General features: G+C 68.5%; 20 protein-coding genes. 14 read left to right on the top strand and 6 right to left on the bottom strand.

Annotated features, from left to right (window positions below; genetic code table 11):
- The first annotated feature begins 130 nt into the window (after nt 1-130).
- The 6 genes from fliF to K309_RS0104300 are packed head-to-tail and all read left to right on the top strand — an operon-like array spanning nt 131 to nt 7,091.
- On the top strand, nt 131-1,849 hold the full coding sequence (gene fliF, locus K309_RS0104325) for a flagellar basal-body MS-ring/collar protein FliF (RefSeq protein ID WP_035876826.1): 1,719 nt from the start codon (nt 131-133) through the stop codon (nt 1,847-1,849).
- The gene (gene fliG / locus K309_RS0104320; protein WP_029045276.1) at nt 1,836-2,858 is read left to right on the top strand and encodes a flagellar motor switch protein FliG; all 1,023 of its coding nucleotides are present in this window, start codon (nt 1,836-1,838) and stop codon (nt 2,856-2,858) included. Before fliF ends, fliG begins: the two co-directional genes overlap by 14 nt.
- Nucleotides 2,845-3,669, top strand: coding sequence for a flagellar assembly protein FliH (gene fliH, locus K309_RS0104315; RefSeq protein WP_029045275.1), 825 nt, complete (start codon nt 2,845-2,847; stop codon nt 3,667-3,669). Before fliG ends, fliH begins: the two co-directional genes overlap by 14 nt.
- Nucleotides 3,662-5,182 (top strand): flagellar protein export ATPase FliI, encoded by a 1,521-nt coding sequence (fliI, locus tag K309_RS35920; RefSeq protein ID WP_198030784.1) that lies wholly within the window; start codon nt 3,662-3,664, stop codon nt 5,180-5,182. Before fliH ends, fliI begins: the two co-directional genes overlap by 8 nt.
- The gene (fliJ, locus tag K309_RS0104305) at nt 5,160-5,612 is read left to right on the top strand and encodes a flagellar export protein FliJ (protein WP_029045274.1); all 453 of its coding nucleotides are present in this window, start codon (nt 5,160-5,162) and stop codon (nt 5,610-5,612) included. The genes fliI and fliJ overlap by 23 nt, the downstream gene beginning before the upstream one ends.
- Nucleotides 5,613-5,648: 36 nt before the next feature.
- Nucleotides 5,649-7,091 (top strand): flagellar hook-length control protein FliK, encoded by a 1,443-nt coding sequence (locus tag K309_RS0104300; RefSeq protein ID WP_029045273.1) that lies wholly within the window; start codon nt 5,649-5,651, stop codon nt 7,089-7,091.
- A 139-nt stretch (nt 7,092-7,230) separates the two neighbouring features.
- On the opposite strand, the gene K309_RS0104295 is transcribed toward K309_RS0104300, so the two are convergent.
- Nucleotides 7,231-7,887 (bottom strand): GntR family transcriptional regulator, encoded by a 657-nt coding sequence (locus tag K309_RS0104295; RefSeq protein ID WP_051320324.1) that lies wholly within the window; start codon nt 7,885-7,887, stop codon nt 7,231-7,233.
- Between the two features lie 80 nt (nt 7,888-7,967).
- On the opposite strand from K309_RS0104295, the gene K309_RS0104290 reads away from it, so the two are divergent.
- The 3 genes from K309_RS0104290 to K309_RS0104280 are packed head-to-tail and all read left to right on the top strand — an operon-like array spanning nt 7,968 to nt 10,908.
- Entirely contained in the window at nt 7,968-8,729 is a 762-nt protein-coding gene (locus K309_RS0104290; RefSeq protein ID WP_029045271.1) for an enoyl-CoA hydratase/isomerase family protein, read from the top strand.
- 26 nt (nt 8,730-8,755) lie between these two features.
- On the top strand, nt 8,756-9,730 hold the full coding sequence (locus K309_RS0104285; RefSeq protein WP_029045270.1) for a tripartite tricarboxylate transporter substrate binding protein: 975 nt from the start codon (nt 8,756-8,758) through the stop codon (nt 9,728-9,730).
- Nucleotides 9,731-9,747: 17 nt separating this feature from the next.
- Nucleotides 9,748-10,908 carry a CaiB/BaiF CoA transferase family protein gene (locus K309_RS0104280; RefSeq protein ID WP_029045269.1) on the top strand — a complete coding sequence of 387 codons (1,161 nt, stop codon included), beginning with the start codon at nt 9,748-9,750 and terminating at the stop codon, nt 10,906-10,908.
- Between the two features lie 119 nt (nt 10,909-11,027).
- Here K309_RS0104280 and K309_RS0104275 read toward each other — a convergent pair whose 3' ends face one another.
- Nucleotides 11,028-12,011 (bottom strand): tripartite tricarboxylate transporter substrate binding protein, encoded by a 984-nt coding sequence (locus tag K309_RS0104275; protein ID WP_029045268.1) that lies wholly within the window; start codon nt 12,009-12,011, stop codon nt 11,028-11,030.
- A 233-nt stretch (nt 12,012-12,244) separates the two neighbouring features.
- Between K309_RS0104275 and alkB the strand changes: the two genes are divergently transcribed.
- Nucleotides 12,245-12,916 (top strand): DNA oxidative demethylase AlkB, encoded by a 672-nt coding sequence (gene alkB / locus K309_RS0104270; RefSeq protein ID WP_029045267.1) that lies wholly within the window; start codon nt 12,245-12,247, stop codon nt 12,914-12,916.
- 105 nt (nt 12,917-13,021) lie between these two features.
- A complete protein-coding gene (locus tag K309_RS0104265) occupies nt 13,022-13,510 on the top strand; it encodes a GFA family protein (protein ID WP_029045266.1) in 489 nt (162 codons plus the stop codon).
- Nucleotides 13,511-13,561: 51 nt separating this feature from the next.
- Here K309_RS0104265 and cysK read toward each other — a convergent pair whose 3' ends face one another.
- Nucleotides 13,562-14,479, bottom strand: a complete 918-nt coding sequence (gene cysK, locus K309_RS0104260; RefSeq protein ID WP_029045265.1) for a cysteine synthase A — start codon at nt 14,477-14,479, stop codon at nt 13,562-13,564.
- A 230-nt stretch (nt 14,480-14,709) separates the two neighbouring features.
- Here cysK and K309_RS0104255 point away from each other — a divergent pair, with 230 nt between their 5' ends.
- Complete coding sequence (locus K309_RS0104255) at nt 14,710-15,474, top strand: sulfite exporter TauE/SafE family protein (RefSeq protein ID WP_029045264.1); 765 nt, start codon at nt 14,710-14,712, stop codon at nt 15,472-15,474.
- 18 nt (nt 15,475-15,492) lie between these two features.
- Here K309_RS0104255 and K309_RS0104250 read toward each other — a convergent pair whose 3' ends face one another.
- Nucleotides 15,493-16,110 carry a DUF938 domain-containing protein gene (locus K309_RS0104250; protein ID WP_029045263.1) on the bottom strand — a complete coding sequence of 206 codons (618 nt, stop codon included), beginning with the start codon at nt 16,108-16,110 and terminating at the stop codon, nt 15,493-15,495.
- Between the two features lie 126 nt (nt 16,111-16,236).
- Nucleotides 16,237-18,225 (bottom strand): PhoX family protein, encoded by a 1,989-nt coding sequence (locus K309_RS0104245; protein ID WP_029045262.1) that lies wholly within the window; start codon nt 18,223-18,225, stop codon nt 16,237-16,239.
- Nucleotides 18,226-18,488: 263 nt separating this feature from the next.
- On the opposite strand from K309_RS0104245, the gene K309_RS0104240 reads away from it, so the two are divergent.
- Complete coding sequence (locus tag K309_RS0104240) at nt 18,489-19,106, top strand: IMPACT family protein (protein WP_029045261.1); 618 nt, start codon at nt 18,489-18,491, stop codon at nt 19,104-19,106.
- A complete protein-coding gene (locus tag K309_RS0104235) occupies nt 19,099-19,413 on the top strand; it encodes a 2Fe-2S iron-sulfur cluster-binding protein (RefSeq protein WP_035876778.1) in 315 nt (104 codons plus the stop codon). The genes K309_RS0104240 and K309_RS0104235 overlap by 8 nt, the downstream gene beginning before the upstream one ends.
- A gap of 6 nt (nt 19,414-19,419) precedes the next feature.
- Here the strand turns inward: K309_RS0104235 and K309_RS0104230 are convergent, their stop codons facing one another.
- A complete protein-coding gene (locus K309_RS0104230) occupies nt 19,420-20,520 on the bottom strand; it encodes an extracellular catalytic domain type 1 short-chain-length polyhydroxyalkanoate depolymerase (RefSeq protein ID WP_029045259.1) in 1,101 nt (366 codons plus the stop codon).
- Between the last annotated feature and the right edge of the window lie 54 nt (nt 20,521-20,574).

Raw genomic sequence — 20,574 nt, 5'->3', positions numbered from 1 at the left:
TGCAGCGTAATGTGAGCCGCACCGTCAGCCGCGCCATGAGCCGTGCCGACGACCATGGCCGCCATCACCGACCGGGCTGTCGCGGGCATCGCGACGCCGGCGCAGGAGCACGCGCGTGACCGCGGTTGCCATGCCGGGACGCCCGGCCGAGGTGATCGAGCGCCTGAAGGCCAATCCCAAGCTGCCGCTGATGCTCGGCGGCGCGGCGCTTGCCGCCGCCATTGCGGTGGGCGTGCTGTGGTCGCGCGCGCCGGACTACAAGGTGCTGTACAGCAACCTGTCCGAGCGCGACGGCGGCGCGGTGCTGCAGTCGCTGCAGCAGATGAACGTGCCGTACAAGTTCGCCGAAGGCGGCGGCGCGGTGATGGTGCCGGCCGAGAAAGTCCATGAAACCCGGCTGCGGCTGGCCTCGCAGGGCCTGCCCAAGAGCGGCACCGCGGGCATGGAACTGATGGACAACCAGAAGTTCGGCATCAGCCAGTTTGCCGAACAGGTCAATTACCAGCGCGGGCTGGAAGGCGAGCTGGCGCGCTCGATCGAATCGATCGCGGCGGTGCAGTCGGCCCGCGTGCACCTGGCGATCCCCAAGCCGACGCTGTTCGTGCGCGAACGCCAGAAGCCGACCGCCTCGATCGTGCTGCAGCTGTACCCGGGGCGCGCCATCGACGAAGGCCAGGTCGCGGCGATCAGCCACCTGGTCTCGTCGAGCGTGCCGGAGCTGACGCCGAAGTCGATCTCGATCGTCGACCAGCACGGCAACCTGCTGTCGAACTCCGGCAACGAGCGCATGCTCGACGCCACCCAGCTCAAGTACGTGCAGGCGCTGGAGCAGAACTACCTGAAGCGCATCGAGGCGATCCTGGCGCCGATCGTCGGCAAGGACAACGTGCGTGCGCAGGTGACGGCCGACGTGGACTTCTCCATCGTCGAGCATACTGACGAGAGCTACAAACCCAACCAGGATCCCACCCGCTCGGCCATCCGCAGCCAGCAGGTCAGCGAGTCGAGCCAGCAGGGCGCGACGCCGCCGGGCGGCGTGCCCGGTGCGCTGTCCAACCAGCCGCCGGCTGCCGCGGTCGCGCCGGTGACCACGCCGCAGACGCCGCGCGCGGGCCAGGCGCCTGGACAGGCCGGCGCACCCGCTGCCGGCCAGCCGGGGCAAGCCGGCCAGCAAGGGCAAGCCGCGCAAGGCGCGCAGGCCGGCAGCGCCAATGGCCAGGCCGGCCCCGGCGGCCCGAGCAGCAACCGCCGCGACTCCACCGTCAACTACGAGCTGGACCGCACCGTGCGCCACGTGCAGCAGGCGCCGGGCGGCGTGCGCCGGCTGTCGGTGGCGGTGGTGGTGAACTACCGCCAGGTGGCCGATGCCAAGGGCAAGATGGTGGCGCAGCCGCTGCCGCCGGCATTGCTGGCGCAGATCCAGAACCTGACCCGGGAGGCGATGGGCTTCTCGTCCGACCGCGGCGACTCGATCAACGTGGTCAACAGCCCGTTCACCGTGGACCGCGAGGTCACGCCGGAAGTCCCGCTGTGGAAGCAACCTGAAATGATCGACCTGGGCAAGACCGGCGCGGGCTACCTGCTGCTGGCACTGCTGGCGCTGTTCGCGTGGTTCAAGGTGGCGCGCCCGCTCCTGCGCCGCTACACCACGCCGCCGCTGCCGGCACCGGAAGCCAGGGACGAGACCGAGGCCGTGCTGCTGCCGCCGGAAGAACCCGCCAATCCGGAAGTCCTGCGGCTTGCCGCCAAGTATGAAAGCGACCTTGCGCTGGTGCGCGACGCCGCACAGCGCGACCCGCGCCTGGTCGCCAGCGTGATCAAGAACTGGATTGCCAATGACAACCGCTAAGGCCATCTCCAAGGAAGTCTCCGCCAGCGGCCTGCAGAAGAGCGCCGTCCTGATGATGGCGATCGGCGAGGATGCCGCGGCCGAGGTGTTCAAGCACCTGTCGCAGCGCGAAGTGCAGGAACTGGGCGCTGCCATGGCCTCGCTCAGTTCGGTCACGCGCGAGGAAATGGCCGGCGTGCTGGGCGAGTTCCGCGCCGAGACCGAGCAGTACCTGGCACTGAACGTCGATTCCAGCGCCTTTATCCGCAGCGTGCTGAACAAGGCGCTGGGCGAGGAACGCGCGCAGTCGGTGATCGAGGACATCCTGGAATCGCGCGACCCGGGCAGCGGCATCGACTCGCTCAACTGGATGGACGCGACCTCGATCGCCGAGCTGATCCGCGACGAGCACCCGCAGATCATCGCCACCATCCTGATCCACCTGGACCGCCAGAAGTCGTCGGAGGTGCTGGGCCTGTTCACCGACCGCCTGCGCAACGACGTGATCCTGCGGATCGCCACCTTCGGCGGCGTGCAGCCGGGTGCGCTGCAGGAACTGACCGACGTGCTGACCAAGCTGCTGGCAGGCCAGAGCCTGAAGCGCAGCCGCATGGGCGGCGTGCGCACCGCGGCGGAAATCATCAACCTGATGAGCACCGCGCACGAAGAGGCGGTCATCGACGGCGTGCGCCTGCACGACGGCGACCTGGCGCAGAAGATCATCGACGAGATGTTCCTGTTCGAGAACCTGCTGGAGGTCGACGACCGCGGCATCCAGCGCGTGCTCAAGGAAATCGCCACCGAGTCGCTCATCGTCGCGCTCAAGGGCGCGCCGTCGGAACTGCGCGACAAATTCATCCGCAACATGTCCACCCGCGCCGGCGAAATGCTGCGCGAGGACCTGGATGCGCTCGGCCCGGTGCGCGTGTCGCAGGTCGAAGCCGAGCAGAAGGCCATCCTGCAGGTGGTGAGACGCCTGGCGGATGCAGGCGAAGTCCAGATCGGCGGAGGCGACGATGCCTATGTCTGATGCATTACCCGAGCGCGGCCTGAACCCACAGAACGCGCCGAACGCACTGACCGCACGCCGCGCGGTGCGGGACGATCCGCCTGACAGCGCGTCCGGCGGCGGCTTCGCGCCGTTCGAGCCGCCGCGGCGGGCGCGCGGCGGTGGCGCCGGCTGGCAGCGCTGGCAGATGGGCTCGCTCGACCCGCGCGATACCGCGCCCGAGGCGCCGGCCAGCCTCTTGCCGGCCGAGCCCGCGCCGCCGCCGATCGATTTTGCGGCGCTGGATGCGATGCGCGAGGGCGCGCGCAAGGAAGGCTATGCGCAGGGCTACACGCAGGGACAGACCCAGGGCTATGGCGACGGCCACCGCGAAGGCTATTCGCGCGGGCTGGAAGCGGCGCGCAACGAGGCTGCGCAGCTGCAGGCGCTGGCCACGAATTTCCGGGGCGCGCTGGCGAGCGTCGACGACCAGGTCGCGCGCGCGCTGGTGACGCTGGCGCTGGACGTGGCGCGCCAGCTGGTGCGCACCACGGTTGCCGCGGATCCCTCGGTGCTGCTGCCCGCCGTGCGCGAGCTGCTGGCCAGCGAGCCCGCGCTGCAGGGCTCGCCCAGCGTGCTGCTGCATCCTGACGACGTGGCGCTGGTCGAGACGCACCTGCGAGGCGAACTCGAAGCCGCGGGATGGGCCGTGCGCCCGGATCCGGCAGTGGCGCGCGGCGGCTGCATCGCCAGCGCCGCCAGCGGCGAGCGCGACGCCACGCTGGCCACGCGCTGGACGCGCGTGGTCAAGGCGCTGGGCCGCGACGATCCGTGGGAGCCGCCGCATGACTGAGGCCGTCGCTCAAGGTGTCGCGCCATCCGTCGCACCATCTGTCGCACCATCTGTCGCACCAGCTGCGCCGGTTGGCGCAGCGGGCCAGCATACGCAACGCTGGATCGGCGCGCTCGAAACGGCATCGGCCGGTATTGCCGGACTCGACAGCAAGCGCAGCTGCGGCCGCCTGACGCGCGCCGCGGGCCTCGTGCTCGAGGCCGTGGGCCTGCGCCTGCCGGTAGGCAGCGACTGCCTGATCGAGCTGCCTGCCGGGCAGTTCAGCGCCGACAGCAACGCTCCCCGCACCGCCGAAGCGGAAGTGGTGGGCTTCGGTGCCGACCGCCTTTACCTGATGCCGCAATCCGACGTGGTAGGCCTGCTGCCGGGCGCGCGCGTCTATCCGCTGGAGCCGTCGCCGCAGCCGGCCGACGCCACCGCACCGCGCGAGCCGGGCTCCAAGCGGCTGCCGGTCGGCGCGGGCCTGCTCGGCCGCGTGCTCGATGCCGCGGGCCGTCCGCTCGATGGCCTCGGCCCGCTGACCGCGGCAATGGAGGTGCCGCTGGGCGGCGAGCAGATCAACCCGCTGATGCGGGCTCCGATCGAAACCGTGCTCGATACCGGCGTGCGCGCCATCAACGGCATGCTGACGGTGGGGCGCGGCCAGCGCATGGGCCTGTTCGCGGGTTCGGGCGTGGGCAAGAGCGTGCTGCTCGGCATGATGGCGCGCTACACCAGCGCCGACGTGATCGTGGTCGGCCTGATCGGCGAGCGCGGCCGCGAGGTGAAAGAGTTCATCGAGAACATCCTGGGGCCTGAGGGCCGCCGTCGCTCAGTGGTGGTGGCGGCGCCCGCCGATTGCTCGCCGCTGCTGCGCATGCAGGGCGCCGCCTATGCGACCCGGCTGGCGGAGTATTTCCGCGACCAGGGCCAGCATGTGCTGCTGATCATGGATTCGCTCACGCGCTACGCCATGGCGCAGCGCGAGATCGCGCTGGCGATCGGCGAACCGCCCGCGACCAAGGGCTATCCGCCATCGGTCTTCGCCAAGCTGCCGACGCTGGTCGAGCGCACCGGCAACGGCCCCGAGGGCGGCGGCTCGATCACCGCGTTCTACACCGTGCTGACCGAAGGCGACGACCAGCAGGACCCGATCGCCGATTCGGCGCGCGCGATCCTGGACGGCCATATCGTGCTGTCGCGCAGCCTGGCTGAGTCGGGGCACTACCCCGCCATCGATGTCGAGGCTTCCATCAGCCGCGCCATGACCGCGCTGATTTCGCATGAGCAGTTCGCCTCGGTGCGCCGCTTCAAGCAGTTGATGTCGCGCTACCAGCGCAACCGCGACCTGATCAGCGTGGGCGCCTACGTGCCGGGCAACGATCCCGAGCTGGATCTCGCGATCCGCCTGCATCCGCGCATGGAAGCCTTCCTGCAGCAGGACATCCACCAGCGCGCCGGCTACGACGACGCCATCTCCCAGCTGCACAGCCTCTTCGACAGGAGTGAACATGGCCAAGCCTTCACCGCTTAGTACCCTGGCGGACCTCGCCCAGAACGATACCGACGCCGCCGCGCGCGAACTCGGCCGGCTGCAGGGCTTGCGCACGCAGGCGGAGCAGCAGCTGAACCAGCTGACGCAATACCGCCACGAGTACCGCGGCCGCATGCAGGCCGTGGCGGCGGAGGGCATGACATCGAGCCGCTGGCAGGATTTCTCGCGCTTCCTCGACTCGCTCGACCAGGCCATCCGCCAGCAGACCGCGGCGCTGGCCAAGGCCGAAGCCGACCTGCTGGCCGGGCGCAGCCGCTGGCAGCACCAGAAGCGCCGCCTGAATTCCTTCGACACGCTGATCGCGCGTGCCGAGGCCAGGGAAGACCAGATCGCGGCGCGCCGCGAGCAGCGCGCCAATGACGAATACGCGGCCCGGCTGGCACGCACCGCCGCCAGCCGGCTCGGCTAAGCCCGGACCGCAACCGGAAATCCGCAGCAGGAAGACATGATCGATATCAGCCAGATTGTCAGCAACACGGCCAATGCCGCCAGGGCGGCTGCCGGTGCGGCCGAAAGCGCCAGGCGAGCCGCCGGCGGCACCAACGGCTTCGGCGACGCAATGACGCGCGCCCGCGAAAGCAGCCCCCAGCAAGCTCCGGCAACCACGGCCAGGGATGCAGGCGCCGGGCAGGACAAGTCCGCGAGCGACAAGCAGGCTGCGCCGGAGCCGTCGCGCGCCGACACCGGCAAGCCGCAGGCGCCGGGGGGCAAGCCAGCCACCGCCGACAAGGCGAAGGAAGACGACGACAGCACTAGTACCACCGGTTCCGCCGATGCCGCCGCAGCAGCGGCAGCCGCGGCGCTGGCGTTGCTGCTGCCGGCAACGAGCCCGGCCACGGCAGCAGCGACCGGTGCTGCCGCCGCAGCGGTCGGTTCGGCCGCCGACGCAGGCAGCAGCGCTGCCCTGCAATCCGCGCTGGCGGGCGCCGCGCAACCGGCAGCTGCCGACACAGCCGACGTTGCCAGCACCCCGGCACCGGCGCAGCGGGGCGACGCCGCATTACCCGGCATGCTGCAGGTCGCGGTTGCCGAGGCCGGGCCGGCCCAGCCCTCAGTCGCCGACACGCTCGCAACCATTGCCTCCCAACGCGCCGCGATGCAGGGCAGCACGCCGGCCGCCACCGACGCCAGGCCGGCCGCGGCCCTCGCGCAATCCGCGCCGGCTACCGGCATGCCGGCGCAGCAAGACAGCGCCGGCCAGCAGCCTGACAGCGGCATCGGCCAGCATCGCACCGATCCGCTTGCCGCCGCCAATGGCACCGGCGAAGCGCGCCCGGGGCCTGCATCGTTCGCCGCCGCGCAGGCTGCCGCGCGCGCCAGCGAGGCCAGCACTGCCACGACCAGCGCAGACGACTCGCCGGCCCTGGCCGCCACACTCGCCAGCCAGCACTCGGCCCAGGCCCCGGCGGCTGCCGCGGCCGCTGCCGCTCGCCCGGTGGTCGCCCCCGCGCTGTACGACAGCCAGTGGCCGCAGGCGCTCGGCCAGCAGATGATCCGCCTCAGCACCCAGGGCACGCAGAGCGCCGAGCTGCAACTGAACCCGCCCGACCTCGGCCCGCTGAAGGTCGTGCTCAACGTGGTCAACGACCAGGCCCAGGCCCAGTTCGTCTCGCCGCACCAGGCGGTCCGCGCCGCGGTGGAGGCGGCGCTGCCGCACCTGCGCACCGCGCTGTCCGAGAACGGCATCCAGCTGGGCCAGACTTCCATCGGTGCGGACGGCTTTGCCGGCCAGGCCGGCAATGGGCAGCAACAGCAACAGGCGCCCGGCAACGGGCGCGGGCAACCGGCCTTCGGTACGGGCACGCTGGCTGAGACCGCCGCACCGGAGGAACCGGTGGTACGGTCTGCGCGAATGCTGGCGCGCGGCGAGGTCGATACGTTCGCCTGACGCCCAGGAGAGGCGCCGGGAAATCGGCGCTTCCATGACACAAAGGCCGCCTTTTCAGGCGGCCTATGCGTTGATGCTGCAGGAAACCGGAATTTTACGGTCTACATACGAAGAGCTTTGCCAGAAGCGCCCCCTTTCGTTATATCGTCTCAACTCCCGCCAGCAGCACGAGATCGGCAATCGCCTTCCCGCCTGCGGAGACATGCATGCGCATCGCCTCCCCCGCAGCGTCCGGATTGCCACCCAGCACGGCCTCCACGACCTGTCCATGCTCGCGGTGCGAGCTCGGCACCCGCGCATCGTTGATCAGACCCTTCTGCTGCCAGTAGATCGCGAGCCGGCGCCGAAGCTGCACGATCTGCTCCCTCAGAAACGGGTTGGCCGCGGCCTGGTACAGCACCTCGTGGAGCCGGCGGTTGGCCTCGATATAGCCGGACGTATCGCCTTCCTCCACGAACCGGCCCGCGGCTGCGTGCGCCTGCGCGAGGACTTTCTTTCCCGCCTCGGTGATCCGCTGCGTGGCAAGCCTCGCCACCACGCCCTCCATTTCCGCCAGCGTTTCAAACATGGCGACCAGTTCGGCCGCGTTCGGCTTGTACACGAACATGCCGGCGCGCGGAACGATGGTGACGAGACCCTGCGCCGCGAGCATCAGCAAGGCTTCGCGTACCGGCGTGCGGGAACTCTCGAATCTATCGGCCAGGACCTTTTCGTCGATCTGGGCGCCCGGGCGCAAGGCGCCGGACTGGATATCGGAAACGACACGTTCCCGGATTTGATCTTGTAGCGACTGCACGGGAATACCCTCATTGGTATCAGAGTAAAAATATCTGTAGCCTTTATAGATATATCAACTAACCACAGAGATATTGTTGCATGGATGATAACGTGCCCGTACTGGCTGTGGAGGGTTCCGTGGCGACGATCTGCCTGCGCCGCCCCGACGTCGCCAACCGCCTCGCCCCGGGCGACCTCCGGGTGCTGCGCGACCATCTCGACGCTGTCAACGAGATGGAACGCGTGCTCGTGCTGCGCTTCGTCAGTTCCGGCAAGTATTTCTGCAGCGGCTATGACATTGGCTCGCTGGCGGGCAAGGCGGACGAGGGCGCGCTGAATTTCGGCGAAGTCATGGACGCGATCGAGGCCGCGCGCCCCGTCACGATCGCCGCCATCAATGGCGGGGTATACGGCGGCGCCACCGACCTGTGCCTGGCCTGCGACTTCCGCATAGGCGTACCCGGCTGCGACATGTTCATGCCGGCCGCCCGCCTGGGCCTGCACTTCTATCGCGGCGGCATGGAACGGTACGTGTCGCGGCTGGGGCTGAATGCCGCCAAGCGCCTGTTCCTGACGGCGGACAAAATCGACGCGCAGGAAATGCTGCGCATCGGCTTCCTGACGGAAATCGTCGACGCGCCGGCGCTGCAGTCCCGCGTCGACGAACTCTCGCACCAACTGGCCGGCATGGCACCTATCGCGCTGCTCGGCATGAAGGCCCACCTGAACGCCATCGCTCGTGGCGTGCTGGATGAAAAGAGGCTGGAGCGGGACATGCATCGCTCGGAGACCTCCGCGGATCTCCGGGAAGGGGCGGCTGCGTGGAAGGAGAAGCGAAGGCCGCAATTCACAGGCAAGTAGCGAGACAGCTACGAGGAGACACCGCAATGAAGCAGGCTGCATTCAGATTGGCGGCGCTTGCCGCATCGGTACTGGCGTGGTCAGCCCATGCCGCGCCAACCGATTACCCCACCAAGCCGATCCGGCTGGTGATCGGCTTTCCCGCCGGCGGCGGGGCCGACAATACCGCACGCTTGTACGGCGACGCATTGAGCCAGGAACTAGGGCAACCGGTGATCGTCGATAACCGGCCCGGCGCCGGCACCACCATCGCAGCGGAATTCGTGGCGAAGGCGCCGGCTGATGGCTATACGCTCTATATCGCGACTGCCAGCCTGATGGGCGGCGATAAGGTGCTCTACAGGAACATCAAATACCAGCCCGGCGACTTCGTGCCGATTACCCGGCTGGTGGCCGCGCCGATGATTCTGGCGGTCAACAAGGAGACCGGCATCAGAAGCGTGGCCGATCTGGTAGCGAAGGCCAGGACACACCCGGGCGCACTCAACTATTCGTCCTCTGGCAACGGCGTGATCACGCACCTGGCCGGCGTCCATTTCACCAAGCTCGCGGGCGTGCAGATGACGCACGTCCCCTTCAAGGGTGGCGCGCCATCGGCGCAGGCAGTGGCCGCCGGCGATGTCCAGCTCACCTTCGGCACGGCCCCGTCGGTCAAGCCAATGATCGACACCGGCAAGATCGTTCCCATCGCGGTCACGTCCGGGCAGCGCTCGGCGGCGCATCCGCAACTGCCGACCATCGCCGAAGGCGGCGTCAAGGGCTATGACCTGTCGGCGTGGTATGGGCTGTTCGCCCCGGCCAGAACGCCGCCGGAAATCATCGACAGGCTGTACGCGGCCACGGCGAAGGTGATGGCCAACCCGGAACTGAAGAAGAAGTTCCTGTTGCAGGGCGACGAGGTTTCGGTGTCGGGCTCGGTGGCCGAGTTCCAGGAGTACGCGGCGCGTGAAGGCAAGATCGGCGTCGACCTGGCGGTCACGAGCGGCGCAAGAATCGACTGAGTGGAGCGAAGAACGTCATGAGCAAGGAATGCGCGCAATTGCCGCTGGCAGGCATCACGGTGGTAGACCTGACACGGGTGCTCTCGGGACCGTATTGCACGATGATGCTTGCCGACATGGGCGCCCGGGTGATCAAGATCGAGAATCCGGCCGGCGGCGACGACTCGCGCCAGGTCGGTCCGTTTGTGGATGGTGAATCTGCTTACTTCGCGTCCATCAACCGCAACAAGGAATCGATCGCGCTGGACCTCAAGGATGCCGGTGACCGCCAGGTGCTGGAGCGCATGCTCGCGACCGCCGACGTGCTGGTGGAAAACTTCCGCGCGGGCGTCATGGAGAAGCTGGGCTTCACCTGGGAGGACCTGCATGCCCGCTACCCAAGGCTGGTGTATGCGTCGATCTCCGGCTTCGGCCAGACCGGCCCGTATCGCGCCCGCCCGGCCTACGATATGGTGGTCCAGGCGATGGGCGGGCTGATGAGCGTGACCGGCGAGCTGGGCGGCAATCCGGCGCGGGTCGGGGTGTCGATCGGCGATATCGGCGCGGGCCTGTACGCGACCATCGGCATCCAGTCGGCGCTGCTCAGGCGCGCGCAGACTGGGTTGGGAGAACGCGTCGACATTGCCATGCTCGATTGCCAGGTGGCGTTGCTGGAGAACCCGATCGCCCGCTACTCGGCGACCGGTGGCGTGCCCCAGCCGCTCGGCACCCGCCATCCGTCGATCACGCCGTTCGACATGTTCGCCACCCGGGACGGCTTCATTGTCATCGCGGTCGGCAACGATGCCTTGTTCGGCAAGCTCTGCGTTGCGCTAGGCCGCAGCGAATGGGCACAGGAGGAGCGCTTCGCCACCGTGCCCGCGCGCAACGAACACCATGCCGCGCTGAAGACGTGCCTGGAGTCGCGGCTGGCGGATGCCACGACGGCCGAATGGGAGGCGATCCTCGAGGCAGCGGGTGTTCCGCATGGGCCGATGAACACCGTTCCACAGTTGGTGAGCAATCCCCATGTGCGGGCGCGCGGGATGATCCTCGAAATCGGGATTGGCGACGGCAAGTCGCTGCAGGTGGCGGGCAACCCGGTCAAGTTCGGAAGCACTGAAGCGCTGTCGGGGGTCCGCAATCCTCCTGTGCTGGATCAGGACCGTGAGAGGCTGCTGGCCGAATTCGGCGGCTGATAGCAAACGCAAACGGTATCCAGCACTTGGACGTGCGCGGCGGACTCCGCTCCGCCGCGCGCTGCTGATCGGCCCAACGCGCCAAGCGCCATAGCCGGCACGCCGCAGCGCGCTACCGCTTACTGGTTCTTCATCGCCTCGGCCAGCCGCGCAATGATCTCGCCTTCGCTCTTGAAGGCCTTTTGCGCATAGGCGGCGTATTGCTCGGGATTCATGTAGTTGGTGACCATGCCGTACTGGCGCGTCACGGCCAGGAACTTCGGATCCTTGAGCGCATTGCGGAAGGCCTCGTCAAGCCGCTTCACTACCGCTGGCTTCATGTTCGCCGGGCCGATGATGCCGAACGGCGAGTTCGACCACACCGGATAGCCGATCTCCTTCAGCGTCGGCGCGTTAGGGAAATCCGCGGCACGCTTTTCCGACAGCGTCGCCAGTACGCGCATCTGCCCGTTCTGCACGTAGGGCAGCAACGTGTTCGACAACACGGCCACATCGGACGAGCCGCTCAGCAGCGCGGTAATGGCCTCGGCGTCGCCCTTGTACGGCACGTGGGTCCAGTTCGATTGCGATACCCGCGCCAGTTCCGAGATGGTCAGGTGCTGGCTGCCATAGATGCCGGTGGTGCCATAGCTGATGCCTTTCTTGTCTGCCTTCGCATCGGCGATCAACTCCTGCATGGTCTGCCACTTGGCATCTTTTTTCACCGCCACCGCGAAGTTGTAGTCCGCGATCATCGAGATATAAGTCAGATCCTTGAGCGGGTCATAGCGCATCTTCTGCACGTGCGGCAGGCGGAAGATCACCACGGGCGCCATGCTGAGCGTGTAGCCGTCCGGCTCGGCGGTCCCCATCTGCGTGGCGCCAAGCGTGCCACTGACACCGGGCTTGTTCTCCACCACGATCGCCTGCCCGAGTTCACGGCTGGCCGCGTCGGCCAGTGCGCGCGTCACCTGGTCGGTAACGCCACCAACGCCATAAGGGACGATGAGCCGGATCGGGCGGGTCGGGAAGTCATCGGCAGCCAGCGCCTGGGTACCAAGGGGTGCCGTCAGCGCGACGCTGGCGGCAGCCAGCGCGACGCGGAAGAAGCGACGTCGTTGCATGAGGGTTGTCTCCTTATGTGTTCGCCGGATCTGTCATGTCCGGTCTGCGACATTGTCCGCATAGTATGACAATGCCGCCCAGGGCGCGGCTATCGGGAATCGGTGGGTAGCGCTGGCTTATCCACCGATTTCATCGCCGGCATGCGCAGGCTGCATGCGTGGGCTGACGCGCCCTTCAGTGCTAAGTTATTGATTGTCAGCCACGCGCGGTCCGACGCATCCCCCCTCAAGCCATGACCTTCGACCTCTTCGACAACCTCGACAACCTCGACGACCCCGCCCCGGCCAACCCTGCGTCCGAGCCCCTGGCAGACGGCGCAGTGGTGCTGCGCGGCCTGGCCCGCGCGGACGCCGGGGCCTTGCTGGCCGACGTGCAGGCGGTCATTGCCGCCGCCCCGCTGCGCCACATGGTGACGCCCGGCGGCCTGACGATGTCGGTGGCGATGACGAACTGCGGCGATGCGGGCTGGGTCTCGGATGCCCGCGGCTACCGCTATGACCGCACCGATCCGCTGAGCGGCCAGCCATGGCCGGCGATGCCGCCGCGGTTGCGCGCGCTGGCGGCTGAAGCGGCCGCTCTGGCCGGTTTCGCGGGATTCGCGCCTGATGCCTGCCTGGTCAACCGCTATGTGCCCGGCACGCACCTGTCGCTGCACCAGGACCGCGATGAACGCGACTTCAGCGCGCCGATCGTATCGGTCTCGCTGGGGTTGCCGGCGGTATTCCTGTTCGGCGGCATGCGCCGCGCGGACCGGCCGCAGCGCGTGCGGCTGGCGCATGGCGACGTGGTGGTGTGGGGCGGCCCTTCGCGGCTGGCCTTCCACGGCGTGGCGCCGCTGGCCGATGGGGACCATCCGCTGCTGGGACGCGCGCGCGTCAACCTGACTTTCCGCAAGGCGCTGTAACCACGGCGGGGTAAGGCGAGCCAGGCGCGACTGGTTTTGCACTTTGTGCAGGGTTTTCTACAGTCAAGGAACTGCAGAAACCGCCAATGCGCAAAGGACTCCACCATGCATCTCGAAGGCTCCTGCCATTGCGGCGCTGTCCATTTCTCGCTCGAATCGGACTCGCCGTATCCATACATGCACTGCTATTGCTCGATCTGCCGCAAGACGGCCGGCGGCGGTGGCTATGCGATCAATATCGGCGGCGATGCCGCCACGCTGCACGTGCGCGGACGCAAGTACCTGGGCATCTACCACGCGGTGCTGCGCGAGCCAGGCAAGCGCGCGCGGCGCTCGCCGGCGCAGCGGCATTTCTGCGTGAAATGCGGCAGCGCGCTGTGGCTGTGGGATCCGCGCTGGCCGGAGCTGGTGCATCCGCACGCGTCGGCCATCGACACGCCGCTGCCGCGCCCGCCCGAGGTGGTGGAGGCCTCGCTGGAATCCGCCGCGCCCTGGGTCGATGTGCCCAAGGGCAAGGGCCACGTGCACTGCGACACCTGGCCGGAGGAGTCGCTGGCCGACTGGCACAAGCGCCACCGCCTGTCCTCGCGCTGACGGCGCGCATCCGCCGACCGCCTGGCCCGGCGTCGCCGCCAGCCAGCGGCCTCAGGCCGGCAGGAAGCCTTCCACCGTCAGGTAGCGTTCGCCGGTGTCGTAGTTGAAGCCCAGCACGCGCGCATTCGCCGGCAGCTCCGGCAGTTTCTGCGCGATCGCGGCCAGTGTCGCGCCGGACGAGATGCCGACCAGGATGCCTTCTTCGCGCGCGCAGCGGCGGGCCATCTCGCGCGCGGGTTCGGCATCGACCTGGATCACGCCGTCGAGCAGCGCGGTGTCGAGGTTGCCGGGGATAAAGCCGGCGCCGATGCCCTGGATCGGGTGCGGTGCCGGCGCGCCGCCGGAGATCACCGGCGAGGCCACCGGCTCGACGCCGAACACCTTGAGCTGCGGCCACTTTTCCTTCAGCACCCGGGCGCAGCCGGTCAGGTGGCCGCCGGTGCCGACGCCGGTGATCAGCACGTCGAGCCCTTCGGGGAAGTCGCTCAGGATCTCCTGCGCGGTGGTGCGCATATGCACATCGACGTTGGCGGGGTTGTCGAACTGCTGCGGCATCCAGGCGCCGGGCGTGGCGGCGACCAGTTCCTCGGCACGCGCGATCGCGCCCTTCATGCCCTTCTCGCGCGGGGTCAGGTCGAAGCTGGCGCCGTAGGCCAGCATCAGCCGGCGGCGCTCGATCGACATGCTGTCCGGCATCACCAGCACCAGCTTGTAGCCCTTGACCGCGGCCACCATGGCCAGGCCGATGCCGGTGTTGCCGGAGGTCGGCTCGATGATGGTGCCGCCCGGCTTCAGCACGCCGCGGCGCTCGGCGTCTTCGACCATCGACAGCGCGATGCGGTCCTTGATCGAGGCGCCCGGATTGCTGCGCTCGGACTTGATCCAGACTTCGTGCCCGCTGCCGAACAGGCGGTTGATGCGGATATGCGGGGTATTGCCGATCGTCTGCAGGATGTTCTGGACCTTCATCGTTTTCTCCGTGGCGGGGCGCGGCGCGGCAGCGCCCTGGCGGGCAGCCGGCGCCGCTGGATCGAAATGCACGACGATTTTAGTGCAAAGCAGCTGCGGGGCCCTGTCGCGTATGATGGTGCCCGCTGCGCATCCGGCTTTCCGCTTCGCGCTTCCGGTTTTTCGCGCGCCGCCGCTTTCACGTCCCGCATTGCCCCTGCCCTGCCTTGCCCTGCCTCACCCCTCCTCCGATGCCTGACCATTCCCTGCTGTCCTCGCTCCTGATTTTTGGCCTTGGCGGCATGCTCGGCGCGGTGGGCGGGCTGTTCGGCATCGGCGGCGGGCTGATCGCGATCCCGGCATTGGGCCTGATCTACGGCATGGACCAGCAGCTGGCGCAAGGCACCGCACTCGTGATGATCGCGCCCAATGTGCTGATCGGCTTCTGGCAGTACCGCAGGCGCGCGGATATTGCCCTGCGCACCGCGCTGGTGCTGGGCCTGTCGGCGGTGCTGGCTACCTGGCTGTCGGCACGCGCGGCCACCGCGATGGACGCGCAGGCGCTGCGGCGCATCTTCGCGGTCTTCATGATCGGGCTGGCGCTGTACTTCCTGTGGCGGCTGCTGCCGGGGCGCGCGGCCACGGCGCAGCAGGCGCGCGTGTCGCCGCACTGGATCCCGCTGGTCGGCGCGGTCGGCGGCGTCTTTTCCGGCTTCTTCAGCGTGGGCGGCGGCGTGGTCGCGGCGCCGGCGCTGGTGGGGCTGTTCGGGCTGCGCCAGGCCGCGGCTCAGGGGCTGGCGCTGGCCCTGGTGACGCCCGGCGCGGTGGTGGCGCTGGGCACGTATGCCCACGCCGGGCATGTCGACTGGGCCAGCGGCATTCCGCTTTCGCTGGGCGGCATGCTGACGATCTCCTGGGGCGTGGCGCTGGCGCACCGGCTGCCCGAGCGGCGCCTGCGCGAACTGTTTGCCGCGTGCCTGATCGCCACGGCCATCGTGATGCTGGTGCGCGGCTGAAAGCGCCGCGCAACGCGGCTATTTGCGGAACACCAGGCTGAAGTTGTTCGCCGGCATCGGCACCGGCTCGTCGCAGCGCAATCCCTGCGCTGCGCCCAGCGCAGCCACGTCTTCCATGTCGCGCACGCCCCATTCAGCGTCCGTGGCGCGCAACTGTGCGTCGAAGGCGGCATTGCTCGGCGCGGTATGCGCGCCGCCGCGGCGATAGGGACCATACAGGTAGAGCACGCCGCCAGGCTTCAGTAGCTTGCCCGCGCCGGCGAACAGTGCCTCGGCCGCGGCCCACGGCGAGATATGGAGCATGTTGATGCAGACAATGGCATCGGCGACATCGATGCCCCAGGGCTGGCGGCACACGTCAAGGTCCAGCGGCGCGCGCACATTGGCCAACCCCGCATGCGCGGTCCATGCGGCAATCGATTCGCGCGCGGCACTGTCGGGATCGCTCGGCTGCCAGGTCAGGCCTGGAAACGCCGCGGCAAAGTGCACCGCATGCTGGCCGGTGCCGCTGGCGATTTCCAGGACCGTGCCGCTGGCGGGCAGCACATTGCGCAGCACCGCGAGGATGGGCGCGCGATTGCGCTCGGTGGCGGGCGCCATGCGGCGCGCGTCGGGGTCGTGGGTCTGGTCGGTCATGGCGACTGGCTCGTTTGCCGGCTCGTTTGCCGGATTAGCGGCTAGCGTAGCAGACTCCGCGCGGACCCGGGATGCACCGGCGGCGGCGAATCGCCGCCGCCTTCATGCCACGGCGACCGCCTGGCGTCAGGCCTTCGACAGCTTCACGCCCGTCGGATCCCCGGTCAGGTAGCCCACCGCCGCGCCGAAGCGGTCCTTGTAATTGGCACGCACCAGCGGGTCGAGCGTGGGCTTGACCGTGTCATGCAGCGGCGATTCCCAGTCGCCCACGTGCTGGAAGTTGCTCATCACATAGGTCCAGCCGTTGATCTCGTCCACCGCATGCAAGCCGGTCGATTCGGCGCCGGCCGGGCACGACAGTACGCGGCTCAGCACTTTCGTATCGACGTTGTAGGCCCACAGGAAGTTGTTGACGTGGGTGTTGCTGTCCTCGCCGACGAACAGCGTGCGCAGCTTCTCCGAGAACTTGAGGTTATCGGGCGTGGCAACCTTGTCCGGGTTGGCGAAGTTGCCGAGCACGTCCTGCTGCTTCATCTTGCCGCCACCGAGGTCTTCGCTGACCAGCGCCGGCACCGCGGCCATGTCGACCGGCACCCATTCGCTGTCGATGGCGCTTCCGCCCTTGTCGGTCTGGCCGCCCTTCAGGTTCAGCTCATAGACGGCGCCGGAGTACGGGCCTTCGACCTGGATGTCGCCCGCGTTGGCGGCATTGCCGGCGAGCATGCTCGACTCGATGCGCGACATTGCCGAGTAGGCCTTCTTGTCCTTGATGTTGACCGTGGTGCCTTCCATCTTGGTGAAGCCCAGGCTGCCGCCGACCAGCGCGGCGTAGCGGTGGGTTTCCAGGTAGGCCGCGGCCTTTTCCATGCCCGGCACCAGCTTGATCCAGTTGGCCTTGCCGTTGTACAGGATGCGGGTGTAGCTGCTGTCGTTCGGGTTGGCGGTCTGCACGTCCATGATGTCGGCCAGCCGGATGCCGCCATCGACCAGCGCGCGGATCTCGGCGCTGGTGGCGCTGCCCAGCTTGATCCACGACAGCGTGGCGCTGCCCGGGCCGACGCCCGAGGTCTGCTGCCACTTGCCCACGTACAGCGAGCCGCTGGAGAGGTCGCGCGCCTTGTCGGCGATGAACATGAACAGGCCACCGTTGGTGGCATCGTCGCCCATCAGCACGGTGCGCTCGTCGGGCATGACCTGCACCAGCTCGTGCGAGATGCGGCCGAGGCAGTAGTGCTTCTTGATGGTGCCGGTGCCGTCTGGGTTGACCGTCACTTCGGGCAGGTGGCCGTAGTTGTAGGCGTTGGCCTTGGTGGCGTCGCCATACAGGTTCTGGCTGTAGCCCTGCAGCTGCGTGACAGCCGCGGCGTCCTTCAGGTCGGTTTCGTACTCTTCGCTCGACAGGTGGGTGTTCCACGGCGACAGGCTCGCGCCGCAGGTGATCCACAGGCCGTTGACGCCGGAGGTATCGACGTTGTGGTACTTCACCGGGGTCAGCTTGCCGGTGGCGGGGTCCTGGTCCAGCGTCACCACGGCGATCGGCGACGGCAGCAGGCCGTACATGCTGGTGTTGTTCTGGTTGCGCGAGGTGTACTCGAACTGCACCACCGCGAACACGGTGTTGCCCTTGACGCCGGGCACGGCCGGGTTGGCCAGCGTCAGCAGCGAGCTGCCGTCCGGTGCGTCGGAGAAGAACTGGCGTTCCTTGCCGGCCACGGAGTTGTCCAGGATCGGCTGGTTGTTGATGTTGTAGTAGCCGCCAGCCACGACAGTGCCGCCCTTGCCGTCCGGCAGCATGTCGCCGGTGATGAAGAACGGCTGGTATGCAAGCTTGTAGGTGGTGCTGCTGCCGTCGCTGAACGACACTTTCAGGCTCGAGCCCACGGTGGTGGTCGCCATCGCCGCGGGCTCCGCCAGCGTGGGCGCGTTCATGGGGATGAACTCGGCCGTGGTGAAGGTGGCGCCAGGCGCCGTGGCGGGTGAAGGTGCCGCCACGGCATCGTCGCCGCCGCCGCAGCCGGCCAGCAGGCCGGCGGAAGCCAGGCCAAGCGGAAGCATCGGCGCGCCCGCCAGCAGTTTCAGGGCCTTGCGGCGGCCAGCATCAGGTTGTTGTTGCATGGTTTTATCCGGGGAAAGGGATGGATCTGGTTTTTTGACTGCTTGATCGCGCCGGCACCACGCGGGCGGCCGGGCACCTGTTGGCACAGGCGGGCGGCGGACGGCATTGCGCCCGACCGCCGCAGATCGTAGGGCGTCTTTGTGACAGAAAGTTGACGATGCAACACTTGAGGCGGGGCGCGGCCGGGATGGGTAATCCGCTGCGGTACACTTGCGGGTTCTGTCCGCGACCGCACCGCGCAGCTTTTTTCCATCTGTCCCGCTTGCCGACCTACACGCTAGCCCGCCCCGTCCAGGCCGAAATCGAAATCCGCAAGAGCCGTTTCCTGGCCCTGGCCTTGCCGGTGGCCGACCGCGACGCGGCCATGGCCGTGCTGCAGGCGCTGCGCGCGGAACACCCGACCGCTACCCATGTGTGCTGGGCGCTGCTCGCCGGCGGCGCGTCGGGCATGTCCGACGACGGCGAGCCTTCCGGCACGGCCGGCCGGCCGATCCTGGAAGTACTGCGCCACCACGATCTCGACGGCGTACTGGCCGCGGTGGTGCGCTACTACGGCGGTGTCAAGCTGGGTGCTGGCGGGTTGGTGCGCGCTTACACCGATGCCATCGCCGCCGCGCTGAAGTCGGCCGAACGCATCGAGCGCATCGCCTACGCCACGCTGACGATATCGGTCGACTATGCCGACGAGCCGCGCGTGCGCCGCTGGATCGAGCAGGCCGCCCAGCACGGCTGCACGCTGGCCGATACCGCCTACGGCGCGCTGGCAACGCTGGTGCTGCGCCTTCCAGCCACGCAAGTGGATGCGGCCCGCGATGCCCTGCGCGACGCCACCCATGGGCGCGCGCAGTTTCCGCAGGCACAGGACGAATCCCATGGATGAACCCTCAGCGTCCGTCGCTGACATCGACGGGGAATTCACCGCACAGGTGCTGCCGGGTGGCCAGACCTTTGCCGCGTCGCCCGAACTGAGCTTGCTGGAAGCCGCGTTGCTCGACGGCGTGCCGCTGCCCAACTCCTGCCGCAACGGCACCTGCCGCGCCTGTGCCAGCCGGCTGCTTGCCGGATCCATCCGCTACCGGATCGAATGGCCTGGGCTGAGCCTGGATGAGAAAGAGGAAGGGCTGATCCTGCCGTGCGTGGCTTGCGCGGTCAGTGATGTGGTGATTGAGCCGGTGTCACTGGGGTGAGGCGGCTTATCCCCCGACCTCCAGAAAAAACCGCAACGCCAGCTTCAACCCATCGGGCCCCGCCGGATCCGAGAACGCATGCCCTCCCGCCCCGCCGCTCCAGGCGTGGCCCAGCCCTTCGATCCGCACCAGCCGCAGGTAGGGCGCCTTGCCCTCGGTCCAGTCGAACACATCGACCGCACGCCGCATGCCGCGCTGGACGCGCCGCGCCGGCACGGCAGCGAGGGGATGCGCGCCTTCGGGCTGCAGGTGCATCCACAGCGCCGCCGCCGCGGTGGCGTTGCTGAAATCGACCATGGCGTCGGCATCGCCATGCAGCAGCAACAGCGGCGGCGGGCGCCGGCCGGCAAGGCCCAGGCGCAGCGCGCGGACGGCCTGCGCATCAGGCCCGCGCTGGCCGCGCATCGCGCGTGTTGCCTGGGCCGCGTTGGTGGCGCTCCACGGCACTGCACCGGAATGCGAGCCGACCGCCGCGAAGCGCGCGGGATAGCGCAGGCCGAGCGTCAATGCCATCGCCCCACCCGCTGACAGGCCGAGCACACTGACGCGATTCGCCGCCACCGGATGCATGCGGCATGCCTGCTCGATCATCGCCATCAGCAGGCCGGCTTCCACTGCGCCCTGCCCGGCGGGCTTGAACCAGTTCCAGCAGCGCTGCGCATTCGCCTGCGAACTCTGCTCGGGCAGCAGCACCACCCAGCCGGCTTCGCGCGCCACGGCGGCGGCACGCGTGACCGCGGCGAAGCTGGCGGTGTCCTGCCCGCAGCCATGCAGCAACACCAGCATCGGTGCGCGGCGCCTGCCATTGGCGCCTGCCGGCACGAAGATGCGATAGCGCCGCGGCGCGAGCGGCCCGGCGCCCCAGCTGCCCTCCTCCCAGCGCCCGCTGCCGCGGCTGCGCGGCGGCTCGGCCGGCGATACCACGCCGGACAGCGCGCGTTGCGTGGCCGCGGTGACTGCAGCGGATTGCTTCACCGCGTTGCGCACGATGGCCTCGGTCATCGGCCTGGTGATGTTGCGGTTGAGCTCGCGCTGCATGCGGCGGGCATTGCGCGTGGCGGCCTTGTTCAGCGTGGACCAGAGCTTTGCACCGGAAGAGCGGGGCATGCGGTGTCCTGTCGGCGTGGGTAACCCGTGCATCATATGCCGAGTCGCGTGCAT

It is taken from the genome of Cupriavidus phytohabitans (assembly GCF_000426345.1).
Taxonomy (GTDB): domain Bacteria; phylum Pseudomonadota; class Gammaproteobacteria; order Burkholderiales; family Burkholderiaceae; genus Cupriavidus.
The sequence above is the reverse complement of the archived record's forward strand: the minus strand, read 5'-3'. Positions and strand labels throughout refer to the sequence as shown.